Below are 17550 nucleotides of genomic sequence, written 5' to 3'. Positions count from 1 at the left end.
CTGGGACCCCTCAGAGGTGGGCGTCCAGGAACGCCCGGAACTCCTCGCGAGTCATCGGGCCGGCCTGGCTCGCGACCGCCTCGCCGGCCTTGATGAGCACGGCGGTCGGTGCGCCCGTCACCCCGTAACGCCGGGTCGGTTCCGGGCAGCGGGTCATGTCGGTGCGGACGGCGGTGAACCGCGTCCCGTACTCCTCGGCCAGTTCGCCGACGACGGCGTCCATCGCGCGGCACGCCTCGACGGCCTTGGGCCAGGTGCCGCAGAAGTACGCGAGGACGGGCCCGGTCGTCATCGAGAGGATGAAGTCGAACTCCTGGTTCTCCAGTGGCTGGTGCACCCGACGTGCCATGCGTGTCGCTCCTTGCTCCTGTGCCTCCCCGGATCGGGAGGGCGGCCCCCATCATCGCCGCAGCGCGACCGGGCGGCCGCCGGGCCCGTTGTCAGTGGCGGCTGTGAAGCTGAGCGGTATGGACGACAGGATGCTTCGGCGCCGGGTCTACGGCGCCGACCACGAGGACCCCGACCCCGGACCGCGACCCGGCCACAGCTACGGCGAGCTGGTCGGCGGGCCGCTCGACGGGCTCCTCCTGGACATCACCGGCTGGAGTGCTCACCGGCTCGCCGAAGAGGCCAGGCTCCCCACGGAGATAGGGCGCTACGGGGCGGGTGGCCGGGCCCACTACCGACGCCGGGCCGGGGACCCGGGCCACTGGGACTGGACGGGCGACAGCCGCTGACGGCGGGGCGCCCGTCGGTCTCAGGCGTCCCGGCTCACCTTGCGGGCCCAGAGCACGAGCGGGACCTGGAGCGGCAGCCGGGCCAGCGCCACGGCCCGGACGGCGGGGGATCGGCGGCGCGCGTCGGCGGCCATCTTCACGTTCGCCGGGAACACGCCGACGAAGAACGCCGCCGTGGCCAGCGCGGCCGCCCGACGCGTGCGCGGATGGGCGACGCCGGCGGCGAGGGCGAGCTCGGCCACCCCGCTGGCGTACGTCCATGCGCGCGGGCTGCCCGGCAGCGAACGGGGCACGGTCGCGTCGAACTGCCTGGGCGCCGCGGCGTGGGCGACCGCCGCTCCGGCCAGGAGGCCGGCGAGCAGAATGGGGGAGGAGATACGCGCCATCGGGGGTCCTTTCGGAGGTGCTGGGCACGCGATCCTACTCACGAGTAGCCGGGTGGGGGCGAGCCCCGGGGGATTCCGAGCCGCCCAGGTGGGCGGCCCAGAAGCGGCTCTCGCGTAACAGGGGTCCGCGGCGGCCGGCTGTCCAGGCTTCCCGCCCAGTCCCTTGCAGAAGTCATTCAGCACCGGGTTGCCACCCCGCCGACCGGTAGGCGAGCGCCGAGTCGTCGTTCGGACAGCGGTCGGGCAAGGGGGCCCGGTCCAGCACACCGCCGACACCGCCGATCGGGGCCGCTGTCCAGAGGGCCGGAGAAGGCCGGAGGAGGCCGGGTGGGCCGGCCCCGGGGCCGCCCCGGTGGTCGCCCCGGGAAATTCCTCGAAGAATTTTCCCGGAGCTGTCGATCCGGGCGTCTCCCGTTCGACGCAGGGGTGAGAGGCGGGGAAGGCCCCCGCCCTCCGGACCGAGGAGTCACCATGCCGCGCTTCCTGACGATGATCCGCATCAACGAGCGGGATCTCCCCGCCGACACCTCCTTCCCGCCCGAGTTCGAGCAGCGCATGGGCGCCCTCCTGGAGGAGATCACCAAGGCCGGGGTCATGCTCGACACCGCCGGGCTGCTCCCCACCTCCGAAGCGACCCGCCTCAGCTGGTCCGGCGGGAAGATCAGCTACACCGACGGTCCCTTCACCGAGACCAAGGAGGTCGTCGGCGGCTACTCCCTCTCCCAGTGCAAGGACAAGGCCGAGGCGATCGAGTGGACCCGGCGGTTCCTTGAGATCCACCCGGCGGAATGGAACGTGAGCGCCGAGGTCCGGGAGATCCAGGAGATGTGATCCCGGCGCGCCCGCGCCGCGTTTGCCCTGCCTCGTCACGGCTGCTCTGATGGGTGGCCGTGACGGCAGTGAGTGCGGCCCAGGCGGTCGAAGCGGTGTTCAGGATCGAGTCCGCGCGGATCATCGCCGGTGTCGCCCGCATCGTGCGGGACGTCGGCATCGCCGAGGAGATCGCCCAGGACGCCCTCGTCGTGGCGCTGGAGCAGTGGCCGCGAGCGGGCGTCCCGGACCGGCCGGGCGCCTGGCTGATGACCACCGCCAAACATCGCGCGATCGACCTCGTCCGCCGCAGGGAGACGTACGCGCGCAAGCTCGCGGAGGTCGGCCGGAGCCTGGAGGACGTGCCACCGCCCGCCGAACCGGCCGACCCCGAGGACATCGACGACGACCTGCTCCGCCTGATCTTCACCTCCTGCCACCCCGTCCTCGCCACCGAGGCCCGGATCGCGCTCACCCTGCGCCTGATGGGAGGGCTGACCACGCAGGAGATCGCCCGCGCCTTCCTCACCTCGGAGGCCACCGTCGCCCAGCGCATCGTCCGGGCGAAGCGGGCCCTGGCCAAGGCCGGGGTGCCCTTCGAGGTCCCGTACGGCGCCGATCGCGAGGCGCGGCTCTCCTCCGTCCTGGAGGTCATCTACCTCGTCTTCAACGAGGGGTACTCGGCCACCGCCGGGGACGATCTGGTCCGCCCCGCCCTGTGCGAGGACGCCCTGCGCCTGGCCCGCGTCCTGGCCGCCCTGATGCCCGAGGAGCCCGAGGTGCACGGCCTGGCCGCCCTGCTGGAGTTCCAGGCCTCCCGGATCGCCACCCGCACCGGACCCGACGGGGAACCGGTGCTGCTCGCCGACCAGAACCGGGCCCGGTGGAACCGCATGCTCATCCACCGGGGCGCCCGGGCGCTGGGCCGTGCCGGGAACGGCCCGTACTCCGTCCAGGCCGCGATCGCCGGCTGCCACGCGGCGGCGGTCCGCTACGAGGACACGGACTGGCCGAGGATCGCCGCCCTGTACGGACGGCTGGTGCAGCTGGTCCCGTCCCCGGTGGTGGAGCTCAACCGGGCGGTCGCGGTCTCGATGGCCGACGGACCCGAGGCGGCCATGCCGCTGGTCGACGCCCTGGCCCGGGAACCGGCCCTGAGCTCCTACCACTTGCTGCCGAGCGTAAGGGGAGACCTGCTCGAGCGGCTGGGACGGACGCGGGAGGCCCGCGCGGAGTTCGAGCGGGCGGCCTCACTCACCCACAACGCCCAGGAACGCACCCTTCTCCTGGGCCGCGCGTCCCGACTCTGACCCTTCGCAGGGGTACGGCTTCCCGCTCCGTTGCGGAGAGGAGGGGTCTGGATGCCCCGTGCGCCCCGGGGGCCGGGCGGATCCGCCGCCCCGCCCGATCTCGCCACCGTCGCCGACCTGCTGTGGCGGGTGGACGCCGAGCGGACCGCCGAGGGCCGCCCGCGCCTCACCCCGCGCCGGATCGTCGCCGCGGCCGCGGCCGCGGCCGTCGCCGTCGTCGACACCGCCGGACTGGCCTACGTCACCGTCACCCCGGTCGCCGCGTCCGTCGAGGCGGGCATCGTCCTGGAGAACCCGGGCGGCCGTCTCGACCCGGCCGTGGACGGCCCGCTCGCCCACGCCAACATGCTGATGCACGGCTCGGCCGCCCGCCTGCTGACCGCGGTCCTCCTCACCGCCGCCGGGTACGCGATCCTGCGCGCCGGGGTCCTGCCGCGCTGGACCGGGTACCCGGCCTGCGCCATCGCGGCCGTCCATCTCGCCTTCGTTCCCTCACTGTTCTTCGGGACGGACGCCGCCTGCTTCTACAGCGCCGTGGGCTGGGGCAACACGGCACTGACGGCCGCCCTCCTCGTGTACTGGGCCTTCGCAGTCGGGATCGCCCTGCTGCGGCGCACCCCGCGGGCCGGTCTGCGGGCGGCTGCCTGACCCCGGGGCGGCTCAGCCGCGGCGGGCGAAGGCGGCCACGTCCAGCGGGGTGCGCACGGGCCGCCGCGGCGCCGTCAGCGCGATCGGCCGGCGGAAACCGCCGGACCGGGCGACCTCCTGGACGGTCAGGCGCAGCGCCTCCTGGAAGTCGCCCATGGTGCGGCGGGCCGCCGGGGTGTCGACGTAGAGGGAGTTCATGTGCATCCCGTCCGCGTCCCGCTGGAACCAGGAACAGGCCCCGTTGGCTCGCGCCGACCACACGTGGGTGGTGGGCCGCCACTCGTCGTGGCGCTCGGCTCCGGGGCACTTGCGCATGTCGATGTACGAGAAGAAGTTCACCGGGTACGGCCAGGAGCGGGCGGCGAACTCCGCGGGCGCCAGCAGCTCCCACGCTCGCACGAACGGCACGTCGAGGTGGCCCATCATCTCGGTGAAGCCGGCCCGGACGGAGGCCATGACCTGGGCGAAGTCCCGGCCGGGCGAGGCGTCGAACTCGATGGGCAGGGTGTTGACGAACCAGCCCACCGAATGCGCCCAGGTGTCCCGGCCGCGTTCGCTGACGGGCATGAGGCCGCGGTAGACGCCGGGGCCGCCGGCCTCGCGCAGGCAGACGGCGACCGAGGCGAGCACCCCCATGAACGGCTTGCCGTCGACCGCCAGACACGTCTTCTCGAACACCTCGGCCTCGGCGGCGTCCAGGAGCGTGGAGGCCTCGTTGACGATCGGGTACATCCGGTCCGGCTCGACGCCGAGATCGAGGGGGAAGCGGGGGAAGAACTCACCGGCCGGCCCCATGAACGCCTTCCAGTAGTCCAGGCGTTCGTCGCGGGCGTCGATGGACAGGTAGCGGCGGCGCTGCTCGTCGGCGAAGTCGAGGTAGCTGGGGGCGGGCGGCAGCTCGGCGCTCTCGCCGCGGCACAGGCCCTCGTAGCCGGTCAGCACCTCGCGGGCCACGATCGGCATCGACATGCCGTCGCAGACGATGTGGTCGAAGGCGAGGTAGACCGTCGCGGAATCCTCACGGACCACGGCCCCCATGATGAACAGCGGCCAGGACAGGGTGTCGATGCTCCGCTTGAACCGCTCGACGAGGAAGCCGCGCAGCTGTTCGGCGGTCCCGAACTCGCCCACCGGCTGGGCTTCGAGGCTCAGTCCGGCCGGGTCGAACGGCTCACAGGCCACCTCGCCGGCCAGGCGGCGGAACGCGCACCGCAGGACCTCGTGCCGCTGCACGAAGGAGAGCAGGGACTGCGCCAGGGCCTGTTCGTCCAGCGGGCCGGTCACCTCGAAGGTCACCGCGACCCAGGACGCGACCGGGTCGTCGGCCGCCCTGCTCTCCTCGGCGACGGTGAAGTGCTTGTCCTGGTTGAAGGAGGCCTTCCTGCTCGCCGCTTCACCGGGATCACCCGCGTGGCCCGGGCCGTCCGGACCGCCCGGGAGGCCCGGGCCGGTGGCCTCCGCCGCCGTGGACCGAAGCCGCCACTCCACCACCCGTCCGGGTGCCATGTGGTGCATCTCCAGAGGAAACTGCCGCATACCGTCATCCCTTCGCCCCCGAGTCAACCCCCAGGCCCTAACGACCCCCGGCCCGGGGAAGTGACGCCAATCACCGGGGGCGGGCCGGGGCGGGGCGTCAGAGGGAGTTCAGGTCGACGGCGTCGGCCATCGCCTTGTATCCGGCGTCGTTCATGTGGAGGTGGTCGAGTGCGGAGGCGTACTCCTCCTTGATCTTGACCTCCTTGGGGCGCTGCGGGTCGGCGGGCGCGGCCAGCACCCGGTCGAAGTCCACGACCCCGTCGTACGCGCCGCTGGTGCGGATCCAGTCGTTGACCGCCGTACGGACGTCCTCACCGCGCTCGGTCCAGTAGGCCGAGCCGTGGAACGGCGGAATGGTGGCGCCGATGACCCTGACCCCGCGGGCGTGGGCCTCGCGGACGAGCTCCCGGTATCCGGCGGTGATCTCCTCGGCGGTGACCCTCGGGCTGCCGGCGGTGCAGTGGTCCGGCGCGGGGGAGTCGGGCATCACGATGTCGTTGGTGCCCTCCAGCAGGATGACGGTGCCCACGTCCGGGCGGCCGAGCGCGTCGCGGCGGAACCGGTCGAGGGCGCTCGCCCCGAAGCACTCCGAATCACTCAGGACCTTGTTCCCGCCGATGCCCGCGTTGAGCACCGGCCGCGAACGGCCGTCCGCGGCCAGCCGCTTGGCGAGCTCGTCCGGGTAGCGGCGGTCCGCGCCAGGGGTGGCTCCGAAGCCGTCGGTGAGGGAGTCGCCGAAGGCGACGACCGCCTTCCCGGCGCCGCCCGGACGGGAGTTCTTCACGTCGACGCCGGCCAGGTAGTACCAGGAGAAGCTCGGCGGCCCGGCGGCGAAGGCGTCCGCCGCCGCGTCGCGCCGGTGGTCCCCGGACGCCTTGTACGAAAGGGACATGGCGACGTTGTGGAAGGTGGCCGGGCCGGTGGGCCGGTCGAAGTAGAAGGTGACGGTGAGCTGTTCGAAGGCCTTGACGGGCAGCGCCACCGGATCGCTGGAGAGCTCACGGCCGGCCGGGACCGTGACCGACTGCGCCCCGCCGAAGCGCACCGTGCGGACCGAGTCCGGCTGCACGGCGGCGCCGCCGGCGGTCCTGGCCACCGTCGCCCCGGTGAGCCGGAGCGGGGTCTTCCCATAGGCGTTGGTGAGCCGGACGCGCACCTCGGACCCCTCGGCGCCGACCCGGATCACCTGGCGCACCGACTCGCGCCCGAAGCCCGCCTCGGACCAGTTGGCGTACCAGGAGGTGTGGGCGGGAGCCTGCGGCGACGCGCCCCAGGCGCTGTGCCAGGGCCCGCGGTGGGCGGCGGAGGCGGGAGCGACGGCGGCCGTGGCGAGGAGCGCGGCGGCCAGCGGGAGGGTGAAGGCGATCTTCTTGATGGTCATGCTCCTCTGACCCGGGGCGACGGGGGAGTGTGACAGCCACGAGGAAATCTTTTCCCGAGGCCCCAACCGGTCGCCTATTCGGTGTGCAGGGCCGCCGCGATCGTCATCCTGGCCGCCGACCGGGCCGGAACCAGCGCGCCGAGGACGGCGATCGCGACCCCCGCCAGCAGCAGGCCGCTCACGTGCGGGGCGTCCCAGACGTCCTTCATCGACTCCGGGAAGGTGATCACCCCGACGTTGTCCACGACCAGCCGGTGCGCGACCATCCCGAGCGGGACGCCGAGCAGCCCGCCGACCGCGCCCACCCCCGCCACCGAGGTCACCGTCATCGCCACGACCTGCCGTGGGGTCATCCCGATCGACTTGAGCATGCCGAGGTCCCGGCGGCGCTCCCGGGTGCTCAGCAGGACGGTGTTGAAGACGCCGAGCGACGCGACGACGGTCAGCAGAAGGGTGAACACCGAGGAGAAGGCGACGACGGTGGTGGTGCCGGCATTCCGGCCGTCCAGCACCGACACGCGCAGGCCCGGGTCGGCCGCCCCGGCCGCCTCGACGTACGCCCGTACGTCGGCCCCGGGAGCGAGGCGCACCTCGTACTCGGCGGCGCGGGCGTCCGGCGACAGCTGGACGAGGGTCTGCCAGGTGGCGTCCAGGGCCTGCGCGTTGCCCTCCACGAGCTCACCCACGACGGTCGCGGCCACCTGCCTGCCGTTCAGGGCCAGGGTGACCCGGTCGCCGACCTTCAGCCCGCGCTGGGTCAGGAAGGCGGGCCCGGCCGTGAGCTCGCCGGCCGCCCGCGCCTCCCGGCCCCTGGCGATCCGGCCGGCGGACGAGGCGTCGTCCCCGCGGTAGAAGTTGGCGAAGACGGGCCGGCTCTGCCCTACGAGGCTCACCTGGGCCAGCCCGCGGGCCCGTACCTGCGTCGCGCCGGGCAGGGACCGCAGCCGTTCCTCGGTCGGGCCGTCACCGAGCGCCGGAGCGGGCCGGTCGTTGTGCGGTCCGCCCGCCTCCACCTGGATGCGGGCACCGCCCTGCCCGCGCCCGGCCTCGTCGAACGCGAGCATCGTGCTGGTCAGCCCGGTCGCCAGGGTCACCGTGGTGACCCCGAGGACGATGGCCGCCATGGTCAGCAGTGTGCGGCCCGGCCGGGCGAACGGCTGCCCCAGGCCCAGGCTGACCGGACGCGGCAGCCGCGTGGCGCCGAGCAGGCGCTGGACGCGCAGCCCGCGCCCGGTCCGGGGAGCGCCGCCCGCGCTGATCGCCCGGGCCGCCGGCAGCCGGTGCGCCCGCAGCGCGGGGACCAGAGCGGTGAGCAGGACGAGGGCCGGCATCCCCAGCAGGCACACGGCGGACACCCATGCACCCACGTCGCCGACGGCGGTACGGCCGGTCTCGATGCCGGAGAACGCGACCCTGAGGACGGGCTCGGCCAGTGCGTTGCCGAGCAGGGTGCCGAGGACGGCGCCGACGGCCGCGGGCAGGGCCATCATCGTCAGGTACACGGCGACGACCTGGTTCGGGGTGAAGCCCAGGGCCTTGAGCACGCCGATGTGCCGGTACCCGGAGACCACCGCCCCGCTGACGACGTTCCCCACGATCAGCGCCGAGACCAGCAGGCCGAGGACGCCGAACAGCGTCATGAACGGGAGGTAGGCGTCGGCCAGCGAGGAGAAGGCCTCCTTCAGGGAGAGGTGGGTCTGCGCGCTGGTCAGCGCCCCGTTGGGCACCCCTGCGGTCGCCCTGGCCAGTGCGCCGGCCAGCTGCGCGTCCGTCGAGGAGTCCGAGAAGCGGTAGAGCATCTGCGCGGCCGACGGACGCATCGCGGCCATCTGCTCGGGCGAGACCCACGCGCCCGCCGACTTGGTCATGCTGGCCGCGAAACCCACGACGGTCAGCGGTGGGCCCCCGGGCACCGGCAGCCCGGTTCCCAGCAGCTGGGGCCCGGGCGAGCCCTCCGAGGTCCAGCCGACGACGATCTCGCCGGGCGCGGTCGCCCAGTGGCCCTCCAGCAGCTCGATCCGGTCCACCGGGCCGCCCGGATCGGCCCGGCCCACCACGGTGAGCGAGCCGCCCGCCATCCACAGCCAGCCTTCGGGAACGTCCACGACGCCCTGCCCGAACGGTCCCGCCGCGGCCTCCACCCCGGGCTGCCGGACGGTCCTCGTCAGCTGCTCGGCCGAGACCTTGGCCGTGTCGAAGGTCGCCACGGTGTGCGCCCCGCGCTGGGCGGCGTATGCCTGGTCGAAGGGGCTGGAGGCGGCGTCGAGCAGCCCCAGCGCGAGGAGGACGGTCGTGGTCGAGCAGAGCACGACGAGTCCGATGACGAACGTCTGGAGCCTGCGGCGCTTCACCGCCGCGCGCGAGGCCCGCCACACGGCGCTCACGCGGTCGCCTCCAGCGCGCTCTGCCGGGCGATCCGGCCGTCGGCGACCTCGACCAGACGGCTCGCGCAGCGGGCGGCCAACTGCGGGTCGTGGGTGACGATCAGCAGGGTCTGGCCGATCTGGTTGAGGTCGATGAGCAGGTCCATCACCTGTTCGCCCGAGCGGCTGTCGAGGGCGCCGGTCGGCTCGTCCGCCAGCAGGAGCGCCGGACGGTTCATCAGGGCACGGGCCACGGCGACCCGTTGGCGCTCACCGCCGCTGAGAGTCGCGGGATAGTTGTTGCGGCGGTCGGCCACACCGAGCTCGTCGAGGAGTTCCAGGGCCCGGCGGCGCGCCTGCCGGGCCGGGGTACCCGTCAGCTGGGCGGCCAGGGCCACGTTGTCCAGGACGGGCAGGTCGTCGATCAGGTTGAAGAACTGGAAGATCATGCCGATGTGCCGGCGCCGGAACAGCGCCAGCGCGGTCTCGTTCAGCGCGCCCAGGTCCTGGCCCTGCACCTCGACGGTGCCCGACGTCGGCCGGTCGAGCCCGGCCACCATGTTGAGCAGCGTGGACTTGCCGCAGCCCGAGGGGCCCATCACGGCCACCGCGTCCCCGGCCCGGATCTCCAACGACAGGCCGTCCAGGGCCTTCGCGTCGCCGTACTCCTTGTGCACCCCGTCCAGCCGTACGACGACCTGCCGTGCCATGTCATGATCGATTGTCATGGCCCGAACCTAAGGCGGAGCCCGTGGGCGCGGCATCGGTCCCCGGATGTAAACGTCCGAGCCGGTCATCCTGGGGATGTACGCCGGGCGTTCGGCAGAATGACATCCAGGCATACGGGGCAGGGGAGTTCGGGGTGGGACTGATCATCGCCGTGGTCGTGGCCTGCGTGTCCACGGCCGGGGCCGGCGCGCTCGGCGTGGCCCTGCGGCGCGCCCGGCGCGCCGGGTGCACGGCGTTCGAGGAACGCGGCTGGCTGCTGGAGCGGGAACGCGAGAGCGCGGCCCGCAGCGCCGTCGACGCCGAACGGGCCAGGATCGCTGCGGAGCTCCACGACATCGTCAGCCACAACGTGAGCCTGATGGTGGTCCAGGCAGGGGCGGCCCGCGAAGTGCTCACCACCCTGCCCGAGGAGGCCGAGGCGGCGATGGGCGCCGTGGAGCGGGCCGGGCGCGACACCATGACCGAACTGCGCCACCTGCTGGGCCTGCTCGCCCCTGCCCAGGACGGCGCGGACGCACCGTACGGGGCCGAGGCCACCCAGCTGTCGCCGCAGCCGAGCCTCGAGCGGCTCAGCCCGCTCATCGACAGGTTCGCCTTCGCCGGGCTGCCCGTGGAGGTGCGGATATCGGGGGAACCGCGCCCGCTCCCGGCCGGAATCGACGTCACGGCGTACCGGATCATCCAGGAGGCGCTGACGAACGCGCTCAAACACGGAGACGGAGGAAGGACCGAGGTGACGGTGCGGTACCAGGAACGCGCGCTGCGCGTGGAAGTGCTGGGCGGCGGGCCGAGCGTGCTGACGACGGGCGCCCCCGGACCACGGCCGGCCGAGGGCCGGACCGGGCCGAAGGCCGAGGGCGCCGGCCGCGGACTGCTCGGCCTGCGCGAGCGCGTCGCCGTCTACGGCGGCGACCTCGATGCCCGCCGCCGCCTCGGCGGCGGCTTCCGGGTGCGCGCCCGCCTCCCGCTGGAGCGACCGTGACCACGCCGGAGGGGCCCGCCGTGCCCGCGCCCGTGCCCGCACCCCGTGTGGTGATCGCCGACGACCAGGACCTGGTCCGTACCGGCTTCCGGCTGATCCTGACCGCTCGTGGGATCGACGTGGTCGGCGTGGCGGCCGACGGGGTGGAGGCGGTCGCGGCGGTGCGCCGGCTGCGCCCCGACGTGGTGCTGCTCGACATCCGGATGCCGAACATGGACGGCCTGGAGGCCGCCCGGCGCATCATCGCCGAAGCCCCGTACTGCAGGGTGATCATGCTGACCACCTTCGACCTCGACCAGTACGTGTACGCCGCCCTCGCCGCCGGGGCCAGCGGCTTCCTGCTCAAGGACGTCACCCCGGAACACCTGGCCGCCGCCGTGCGTTTGGTCGGAACCGGCGACGCGCTGCTCTCCCCGTCGATCACCCGCCGCCTGGTGGAGCGCTGCGGCCCGGGCGCGGCCGCCGCGGACCGCGTCGCCACGGACGCCGTCCACCAGGAGCTCGCCGCGCTCACCCCGCGCGAACGCGAGGTGCTGACCCTGATGGGCCACGGCCGCTCCAACGCCGAACTGGCGCAGGCCCTGACGCTCAGCGAGGCCACGGTGAAGACCCACGTCGCCCGCATCTTCTCGAAGTTGTCGCTACGCGACCGGGCGCAGGCCGTGGTCCTCGCCTACGAGACGGGCCTGGTGACCCCCGGCTCGGTCACGGCTCCGCGCCCAGGACGCCGTCCGGCGCCTGCCGGGTGACCAACCGTCGGCGAGCCTGAAGGCGTGCACGGCACGGACCCGCCCCTGGCCCCGAAGTACCGCGGATCCGTGGTCGGTCACTTCGCGAGCCGTTACGGCACGAGCGCGGTCATCGCGGTGCGTGGCAGTGCGGGGTTGCCCGCCGCCGCCTCCGCGACCTGCCGGTCCTCGTCGGCGAGCAGCTCGGTGACGACCGCGGGCGGCAGCGCGGGGTGGGCGGCCGCGAGGGGGCGGGCCGTCCGGTCCGGGAGGCAGGCGAGCAGGGCCGGGCCGGTCGCGTGGGGGTGCCGGGCGACGTCCTGGAGTGCCTTCCGCACACCCGGCCGATGCTGCGTCAGGTGCTCCAGCAGGGGACCGGAAGCGTCCGGGTTGGCGGCCACCCCCGCGAGGACCTGGACGCCGTGCCGCTCGACCATGGCGCGCAGCAGTCCCTCGGGCAGGCCGGGGTGCGGGGCGACGGCCCTGACCACGGCCGCATCCGGATCGACCGCCAGCGCGTCGCGCAGCTCCGCGGGCAGATCGCGCCGCTGCGCCACCAGCATCCGCACGGCCGCCTGCCGGGACGCGGCCAGCTCCGCGAGCTCGGCGGGCGTGGCGGCGGCGATCCGCGGCAGCAGCCGCCACCCCGCCCGGCCGCCGGCGACCAGCTCGGCCAGCAGTCCGAGCGGCACGTCCGGATGCTCCGTGAGGGCGCGCCGTACGGAGTCCTCGCGGTCGGCGGCCAGGACGCGGATCAGCTCCTGCCCGATCCCGGGGTTGCGCGCGTACGTGGCACGGACCCCGGGCAGCGGGTCGGCGGCCAGCCGGGCGTAGAGCGACTGCGGCAGATCGGTGCGCTCGGAGAGCGCCCAGTTCAGGGTCAGTTCGGGGTCCTCGGCCAGAGCGACCACGGCTTCGAGCGGGGTGGCCGGGTTGGCCGCTACCGCGAAGCGGACCCGCGGATCCGGGTGGAGCGCGAGCCGGACGGTCACGGGTGTGGCGGTCCAGAGGGCGAGTTCCTCCACGACCTCCACATCCGGGTCGACGGCGAGCAGGTCCACGACGTCCGCCGGCAGGTTGGGGCAGGACGCCAGCTTCCAGCGGACCCCGGAGTCCGGGTGCGCCGCGAGGAGACGGGCCCATTCGGGGCGCCCGCGGCCCTCGTCGAGCAGGGCGATGGCGGCGTACGGCATGGACCCGGGATCCACGTCGGCCGCGGCGAGCCTGCCCCTGTAGGCGAGGACCACGGCGGTGCTCTGCGCCTGAGCGGCGAGCTCCAGCACCTGGTCGTGGCGCAGATCGGCCCGGTCGGCCAGCTCGTGGAGCACGTCCTCGGCGAGCTCGGACTCGGGCCCGGTCCGGGCCTCCTTCAGCGCGAGCGCCATCAGCCGGTCGACCAGCGCGGGCGGCAGCGCCGGATTGGCGGCGAGGCCGCTCAGGAGGCGGTTCACGGATGCTCCCCGGCCGGTGAAGAGGCGGCAGCGGCGATCAGGGCGGCGGTCAGGGCCTCGGTGTACGGCTGCGGGCGCCGCCGCCGGGGGAGCACCAGCCCGATGTGCCGGGCGGGGCGCGGGGGTTCGACACGGACCACGGCCAACTCCCGTGCCGGGGAGAGCGAGACGTGCGGGACCAGGGAGACCCCGACGCCCGCCGAGACCAGGGTCTGCGCGAAGAAGTAGTCGGTGGTGGAGGCCGCCACCCGGAGGCCGAAACCGGCGGTCTCCGCGTACCGGAGCAGGAAGGCCTCCGTCTTGAGGCAGCCCAGCACCCAGCGGTCGGCGCGCAGTTCGGCCAGGCCCACCGATGTCCGGGCGGCGAGGCGGTGACCGTGCGGCAGCACCAGCCACAGCGGATCCGCCATCAGCGGCACCCAGTCGAGCCCCGGGCGCTCATCCGGACGCACGGGCGGCGGCCCGTCGAAGTGGTAGGCCAGCGCGAGATCGGCCGCGCCCCGGCGCACCATCGGCACCGCGTCCTCCGGCTCGCTCTCCAGCACCGTCAGCTCCACCTCCGGATGGGCGCCCACGAACCGGGACAGCGCCGCGGGCAGCAGATGCCGTCCCCCGCTGGTGAAGGTGGCGACGGTGAGGCGCGGCCGCTCCGCCGTGAGCCGGTCGATCGCGTGGCGGACCTGGTCCAGCTCGGCGGCTATCGACTCGGCCGCCTCCACCAGCAGCCGGCCGGCTTCGGTGAGGGTGACCCCGCGCGTGCTGCGCACCGCCACCGGGTGGCCGACGGTGCGCTCCAGCGCCGCGATGTGCTGGGAGACGGCCGACGGGGTCAGCAGCAGGGCCCCGGCCGCCCGGTTGAAGCTGCCGTGCTCGGCCACCGCCCGCAGGACGCGCAGCCGCTGCACATCGATCATCAGTTTTCCTTATGACGCGTTCAGCAGCTCGTCGGTACCGCTGGGGACGATACAACGGCAGAGTCGAACGCATGAAGCGGATTCTTGTCATCGGTGGCAGCCGGTACTTCGGAAAGACCCTGGTCACCAAGGCGCGCGACGCGGGCGACGAGGTCACCGTCCTCAACCGGGGCTCCAGCACCCCGCCCCCGGGCGTCGGCCGTCTCGTCGCCGACCGCGACGACGAGGAAGGGCTGCGGGCGGCCCTGAGCGGGCGGGACTTCGACGTGGTCGTGGACCAGGTCTGCTACACGCCGCTCCAGGCCGCCGTCGCGCGCCGGGTGTTCGCCGGGCGGACCGGGCGCTACGTCATGACCTCGACGATGGAGGTGTACGACCCGGCCACGCTGCCCGCCGGGCCGTCGCTCCCCGCCCGGCCGCCCCGCCCTGCGGGGACCTCCCTCCCCGCCGCTCCCGTCACCGAGGAGTCGCTCGACCCCGCGCGCCTGCCGCCCGCATCGGCGGTGCCGGCGGCGTCGCCGCACGCCGCCTATGCCGAGGGGAAGCGGCAGGCCGAGGCCGTCTTCCTGCGCGAGCCGGCCTTCCCGTACGTCGCCGTGCGCACGGCGCACGTACTCGGCGGCGGGCTCGCGGAGTTCACCGGGCGGCTGGCGCACTACGTGCGGCGGATCGGCGCCGGGACCCCCGTCGAGGTCCACGAAGCCCCGTACGGCACCTCGTTCATCCATCACCACGAGATGGCCGGGTTCCTGCAGTGGACGGCGGAACAGACCTTCACCGGCCCCGTCAACGCGGCCTCGCACGGGGCGCCCGATGTGATCGCGCTCTGCGAGGCGGTCGCCGGGCAGGCCGGGCGGCGGCCGCGGTACCGGACGGTCCCGGCGGGCGCCGCCGCCTCACCCTTCTCCTTCGACCGCCCCTACGCCATGGACAACGGCCGGGCTTCGGCCCTGGGGTTCCGCTTCGGCCGGGTCGCCGACTGGCTGCCGGGGGCGATCGCCGAGACCCTGCACGCCGCCGCCTGACGGGGCACTGGTCTGCGACGCGCCGCTCAGAGGGAGTTGCCACCGACGAGTAGCTCACACCGAAGGTCACGCTGCCGGCTCGGTAGCGGTCGTCGGACCACTCGATCGGGCGGCCGGTGTCCGTCGCCGAGACGTGCCGCTGGCGCAGCAGCGGGCTGCCGCGCCGGACCTCCAGCAGCCGGGCGTCCTCGCTACCGGCCGGACGAGCGTCGATGAGGTGCTCACCGTAGTGGGCGACGACCCCGGAGCCCTCGGCCAGGCCGTCCATGACGGAGCGGCAGTCCACCGGCATCGCCTCGACGGCCGCCGCGACCCAGTCGGCGCAGGCGGCGCCCGCGCCCTGGCCCTGCGCCCGCGCGTGCTCCTGCTCGACGAGCCGCTCTCCGCGCTGGACGCCAAGGTGCGGGCGAACCTGCGCGAGGAGACGCGCCGCCTCCAGCTCTCCCTCGGCATCACCACCGTCTTCGTCACCCGCGACCAGGAGGAGGCGCTGTCGATGGCCGACCGCGCCGCCGTCCTGACGCCGGGAAGCCGGAGCCGTGCGCCGCCCCGGCCGAGCGGTACGACCGCCCGGCCACCCCCTTCGTCGCCGAGTTCGTCGGCACCATGAACCGGCTGCCCGGACGGCTCGCCGGCTCAGGCCTGGTGGCGGTGGAGGACTCGCCGGACGGCGCCGCCTCCGCGGAGGCGGCCGGCTGCGCGGCCCTGGTGGTCACCGTGGCCCGGCTGCGGCGCTGCCTGACGGCGACGGGCTGACCGCCCCCGTAACCTCGACCCGTACCTCGACCCGACGCGCGACCCGGGCCTCGAGACGGATCCGGACCGGACCCGGGTTCAGGCCGGCAGGCCGAGGATGTCCAGGATGGCCTCCGCGTAGGCGGCGGTCCCGGAGCCCGGGGCGGTCGCGACCTCACGGCGGAAGCCGTCCACGCCCGTGCGGACGAAGGCGGCGCACTGCCCGTGCAGTCCGGCCTCGTGCGTGCCGCCGTCGTCCACCGTGCACAGCAGCGCGAGCAGGGTCCACAGCAGGGCCTCGCGGGTCGCCCGCCGGGGCGGGTGCGCGGACCACACGGCCATCAGTACGGCGCACACCGCCGGGGCGGGCGGTTTCAGGTTCTCCGCGAAGAACACATGCCCCTCCAGCGCGTGGAACGCGGCGGGATGCCCCTCGGCGGCATCCCGCACCGCGTCCACGAGATGGCCCGCGGACCGGCCGCAGCCGCACACCATGGACTCCCAGTCGTGCCGCGCGATCTCCGCCACCACCGAGTCCGGAACCAGCGGGCTGCGCAGCACCGCGGACTGGCGCAGCAGAGCCTGCTGCCGCTTCTCGCTCCCCGTCATGGGGCACAGTATGAGGCCAGGTCGGAGTGCTCGGCGAGGGGGGTCGGAACCGGATCTCCGGGGCCGTCGTCTGAGACCCCGTGTGGATGAAACGAAGAATTCTGGCACTGCTGTTCGCCCTGCTCGCGACCCAGGTGGGCGCCCTGGTCAACCCCGCCTACGCGTGCGGGTGCGGCGCCATGATCCCCGACGGCCAGTCCCGGCTCGGAGTCGACCGGGAGACCTCCGTCGTGCGCTGGGACGGCCGCACCGAGCAGATCGTCATGCGCTTCACCGTGCGCGGGGACGCCCAGCGGGCCGCCTGGATCATGCCGGTGCCGGGACGGGCCACGGTCGAACTGGGTGACGGGAAGCTGTTCGACGAGCTGGGCCGCCTCACCCGCCCCGAGCACAGGACCCGCAGTTACTTCTGGCCGCGCGAGCGCGACTGGCCGTTCTCCCCGGACAGGCGGAACGGCGTCGGTGACGCGGCACCCGGCGCGGCGGCGCCCCCGGTCGGCGTCGTCGGCCGCGAGCAGCTCGGCGACTTCGACGTCGCCCGGCTCACCGCCACCGACCCGGACGCCCTGAAGAACTGGCTGGAGAGCAACGGCTTCACGCTCCCCGACCGCCTCGCCACCGAGGTTAGGCCGTACGTCGACCAGCGATGGGAGTACGTGGCCGTACGGCTGGCCCCCCGCGGGCAGGGCAAGCCGCTGCGGGGCGACCTGGACCCGCTGAGGATCCGCTTCGAGAGCGACCGGCTCGTCTACCCGATGCGCCTGTCCCGGATGGCGAAGACACCGCAGTCCCTCGGCCTGTACGTCCTGGCCGACCACCGCATGGAGCCCGCCACCGCGATCGGCGGCTCCACCCCCGAGGTGACCTTCGCGGGGACCGTCCACCCCGAGAACGGACCGCTCGCCGAACTGGCGGGCGCCGGGCCGGTGTTCCTCACGGCCATCGACCAGGAGTTTCCGGAGCCGGGGCGGATAGACGCCGACCACGAACTGCGCGCCACCGCCGAGGACACCTCGTACCGCCGGGCGATCTACCACGACAAGCTGCTCGTGGTGGGCGACGTTCCGGTCTGGCTGCTGACGTTGGGGGCCGCCGCGGTGGCCCTGACGACGTCGGCCGTCGCGGTGCTCCGGATCCGAGGCCGTCGGCAGCGCCCTGCCGGGGCGGTCTGACCGGCCGGGGCCACCCGCCGGGCCGCCCCGGGTG

General features: G+C 74.1%; 17 protein-coding genes and 2 pseudogenes. 9 read left to right on the top strand and 10 right to left on the bottom strand.

The features are described from left to right. Window positions 1-10 precede the first annotated feature (10 nt). Window positions 11-349: a thioredoxin family protein gene (locus tag ACGFZK_RS13740; protein WP_393849056.1), complete on the bottom strand. Its 339-nt coding sequence runs from the start codon at window positions 347-349 to the stop codon at window positions 11-13. A 118-nt stretch (window positions 350-467) separates the two neighbouring features. On the opposite strand from ACGFZK_RS13740, the gene ACGFZK_RS13735 reads away from it, so the two are divergent. Further along, window positions 468-737 (top strand): hypothetical protein, encoded by a 270-nt coding sequence (locus ACGFZK_RS13735; RefSeq protein ID WP_393849055.1) that lies wholly within the window; start codon window positions 468-470, stop codon window positions 735-737. Window positions 738-757: 20 nt separating this feature from the next. On the opposite strand, the gene ACGFZK_RS13730 is transcribed toward ACGFZK_RS13735, so the two are convergent. Then, entirely contained in the window at window positions 758-1123 is a 366-nt protein-coding gene (locus ACGFZK_RS13730; RefSeq protein WP_393849054.1) for a hypothetical protein, read from the bottom strand. Between the two features lie 471 nt (window positions 1124-1594). On the opposite strand from ACGFZK_RS13730, the gene ACGFZK_RS13725 reads away from it, so the two are divergent. The 3 genes from ACGFZK_RS13725 to ACGFZK_RS13715 all read left to right on the top strand — a co-directional run bounded on the left by ACGFZK_RS13725 (window position 1595) and on the right by ACGFZK_RS13715 (window position 3891). Continuing rightward, the gene (locus ACGFZK_RS13725; RefSeq protein WP_393849053.1) at window positions 1595-1954 is read left to right on the top strand and encodes a YciI family protein; all 360 of its coding nucleotides are present in this window, start codon (window positions 1595-1597) and stop codon (window positions 1952-1954) included. 68 nt (window positions 1955-2022) lie between these two features. Further along, the gene (locus ACGFZK_RS13720) at window positions 2023-3243 is read left to right on the top strand and encodes an RNA polymerase sigma factor (RefSeq protein ID WP_393849341.1); all 1221 of its coding nucleotides are present in this window, start codon (window positions 2023-2025) and stop codon (window positions 3241-3243) included. A 51-nt stretch (window positions 3244-3294) separates the two neighbouring features. Then, the gene (locus tag ACGFZK_RS13715) at window positions 3295-3891 is read left to right on the top strand and encodes a hypothetical protein (RefSeq protein WP_393849052.1); all 597 of its coding nucleotides are present in this window, start codon (window positions 3295-3297) and stop codon (window positions 3889-3891) included. A 12-nt stretch (window positions 3892-3903) separates the two neighbouring features. On the opposite strand, the gene ACGFZK_RS13710 is transcribed toward ACGFZK_RS13715, so the two are convergent. The 4 genes from ACGFZK_RS13710 to ACGFZK_RS13695 form a co-directional block, all read right to left on the bottom strand. Next, window positions 3904-5427 carry a condensation domain-containing protein gene (locus tag ACGFZK_RS13710; protein ID WP_393849051.1) on the bottom strand — a complete coding sequence of 508 codons (1524 nt, stop codon included), beginning with the start codon at window positions 5425-5427 and terminating at the stop codon, window positions 3904-3906. A 97-nt stretch (window positions 5428-5524) separates the two neighbouring features. Then, window positions 5525-6808 (bottom strand): SGNH/GDSL hydrolase family protein, encoded by a 1284-nt coding sequence (locus ACGFZK_RS13705; RefSeq protein ID WP_393849050.1) that lies wholly within the window; start codon window positions 6806-6808, stop codon window positions 5525-5527. Between the two features lie 74 nt (window positions 6809-6882). Continuing rightward, complete coding sequence (locus tag ACGFZK_RS13700) at window positions 6883-9192, bottom strand: FtsX-like permease family protein (protein ID WP_393849049.1); 2310 nt, start codon at window positions 9190-9192, stop codon at window positions 6883-6885. Continuing rightward, complete coding sequence (locus tag ACGFZK_RS13695; RefSeq protein ID WP_393849048.1) at window positions 9189-9899, bottom strand: ABC transporter ATP-binding protein; 711 nt, start codon at window positions 9897-9899, stop codon at window positions 9189-9191. Before ACGFZK_RS13695 ends, ACGFZK_RS13700 begins: the two co-directional genes overlap by 4 nt. A 134-nt stretch (window positions 9900-10033) precedes the next feature. On the opposite strand from ACGFZK_RS13695, the gene ACGFZK_RS13690 reads away from it, so the two are divergent. Next, window positions 10034-10882 carry a sensor histidine kinase gene (locus ACGFZK_RS13690; protein WP_393849047.1) on the top strand — a complete coding sequence of 283 codons (849 nt, stop codon included), beginning with the start codon at window positions 10034-10036 and terminating at the stop codon, window positions 10880-10882. Then, window positions 10879-11631 (top strand): response regulator, encoded by a 753-nt coding sequence (locus ACGFZK_RS13685; protein WP_393849046.1) that lies wholly within the window; start codon window positions 10879-10881, stop codon window positions 11629-11631. Before ACGFZK_RS13690 ends, ACGFZK_RS13685 begins: the two co-directional genes overlap by 4 nt. A gap of 92 nt (window positions 11632-11723) precedes the next feature. Here ACGFZK_RS13685 and ACGFZK_RS13680 read toward each other — a convergent pair whose 3' ends face one another. Together ACGFZK_RS13680 and ACGFZK_RS13675 are read right to left on the bottom strand one after the other, a co-directional pair. Continuing rightward, on the bottom strand, window positions 11724-13061 hold the full coding sequence (locus tag ACGFZK_RS13680; RefSeq protein WP_393849045.1) for a hypothetical protein: 1338 nt from the start codon (window positions 13059-13061) through the stop codon (window positions 11724-11726). Further along, on the bottom strand, window positions 13058-13975 hold the full coding sequence (locus ACGFZK_RS13675) for a LysR family transcriptional regulator (protein ID WP_393849044.1): 918 nt from the start codon (window positions 13973-13975) through the stop codon (window positions 13058-13060). The genes ACGFZK_RS13680 and ACGFZK_RS13675 overlap by 4 nt, the downstream gene beginning before the upstream one ends. A 71-nt stretch (window positions 13976-14046) precedes the next feature. On the opposite strand from ACGFZK_RS13675, the gene ACGFZK_RS13670 reads away from it, so the two are divergent. Further along, a complete protein-coding gene (locus ACGFZK_RS13670; protein WP_393849043.1) occupies window positions 14047-15000 on the top strand; it encodes a reductase in 954 nt (317 codons plus the stop codon). 136 nt (window positions 15001-15136) lie between these two features. Here ACGFZK_RS13670 and ACGFZK_RS13665 read toward each other — a convergent pair. After that, window positions 15137-15439: pseudogene (locus ACGFZK_RS13665) on the bottom strand (UTRA domain-containing protein); the annotation flags it as partial. Between ACGFZK_RS13665 and ACGFZK_RS13660 the strand changes: the two are divergent. Then, window positions 15329-15654, top strand: a pseudogene (locus tag ACGFZK_RS13660) (spermidine/putrescine ABC transporter ATP-binding protein); the annotation flags it as partial. The pseudogenes ACGFZK_RS13665 and ACGFZK_RS13660 sit on opposite strands and share 111 nt — an antisense overlap. A 180-nt stretch (window positions 15655-15834) precedes the next feature. Here ACGFZK_RS13660 and ACGFZK_RS13655 read toward each other — a convergent pair. Continuing rightward, window positions 15835-16344 (bottom strand): hypothetical protein, encoded by a 510-nt coding sequence (locus tag ACGFZK_RS13655; protein ID WP_393849042.1) that lies wholly within the window; start codon window positions 16342-16344, stop codon window positions 15835-15837. An 86-nt stretch (window positions 16345-16430) separates the two neighbouring features. Here ACGFZK_RS13655 and ACGFZK_RS13650 point away from each other — a divergent pair, with 86 nt between their 5' ends. Next, entirely contained in the window at window positions 16431-17516 is a 1086-nt protein-coding gene (locus ACGFZK_RS13650; RefSeq protein WP_393849041.1) for a DUF2330 domain-containing protein, read from the top strand. Window positions 17517-17550: the final 34 nt, after the last annotated feature.

This window comes from Streptomyces sp. NPDC048257 (genome assembly GCF_043201855.1).
Lineage (GTDB): Bacteria > Actinomycetota > Actinomycetes > Streptomycetales > Streptomycetaceae > Streptomyces.
The sequence above is the reverse complement of the archived record's forward strand: the minus strand, read 5'-3'. Positions and strand labels throughout refer to the sequence as shown.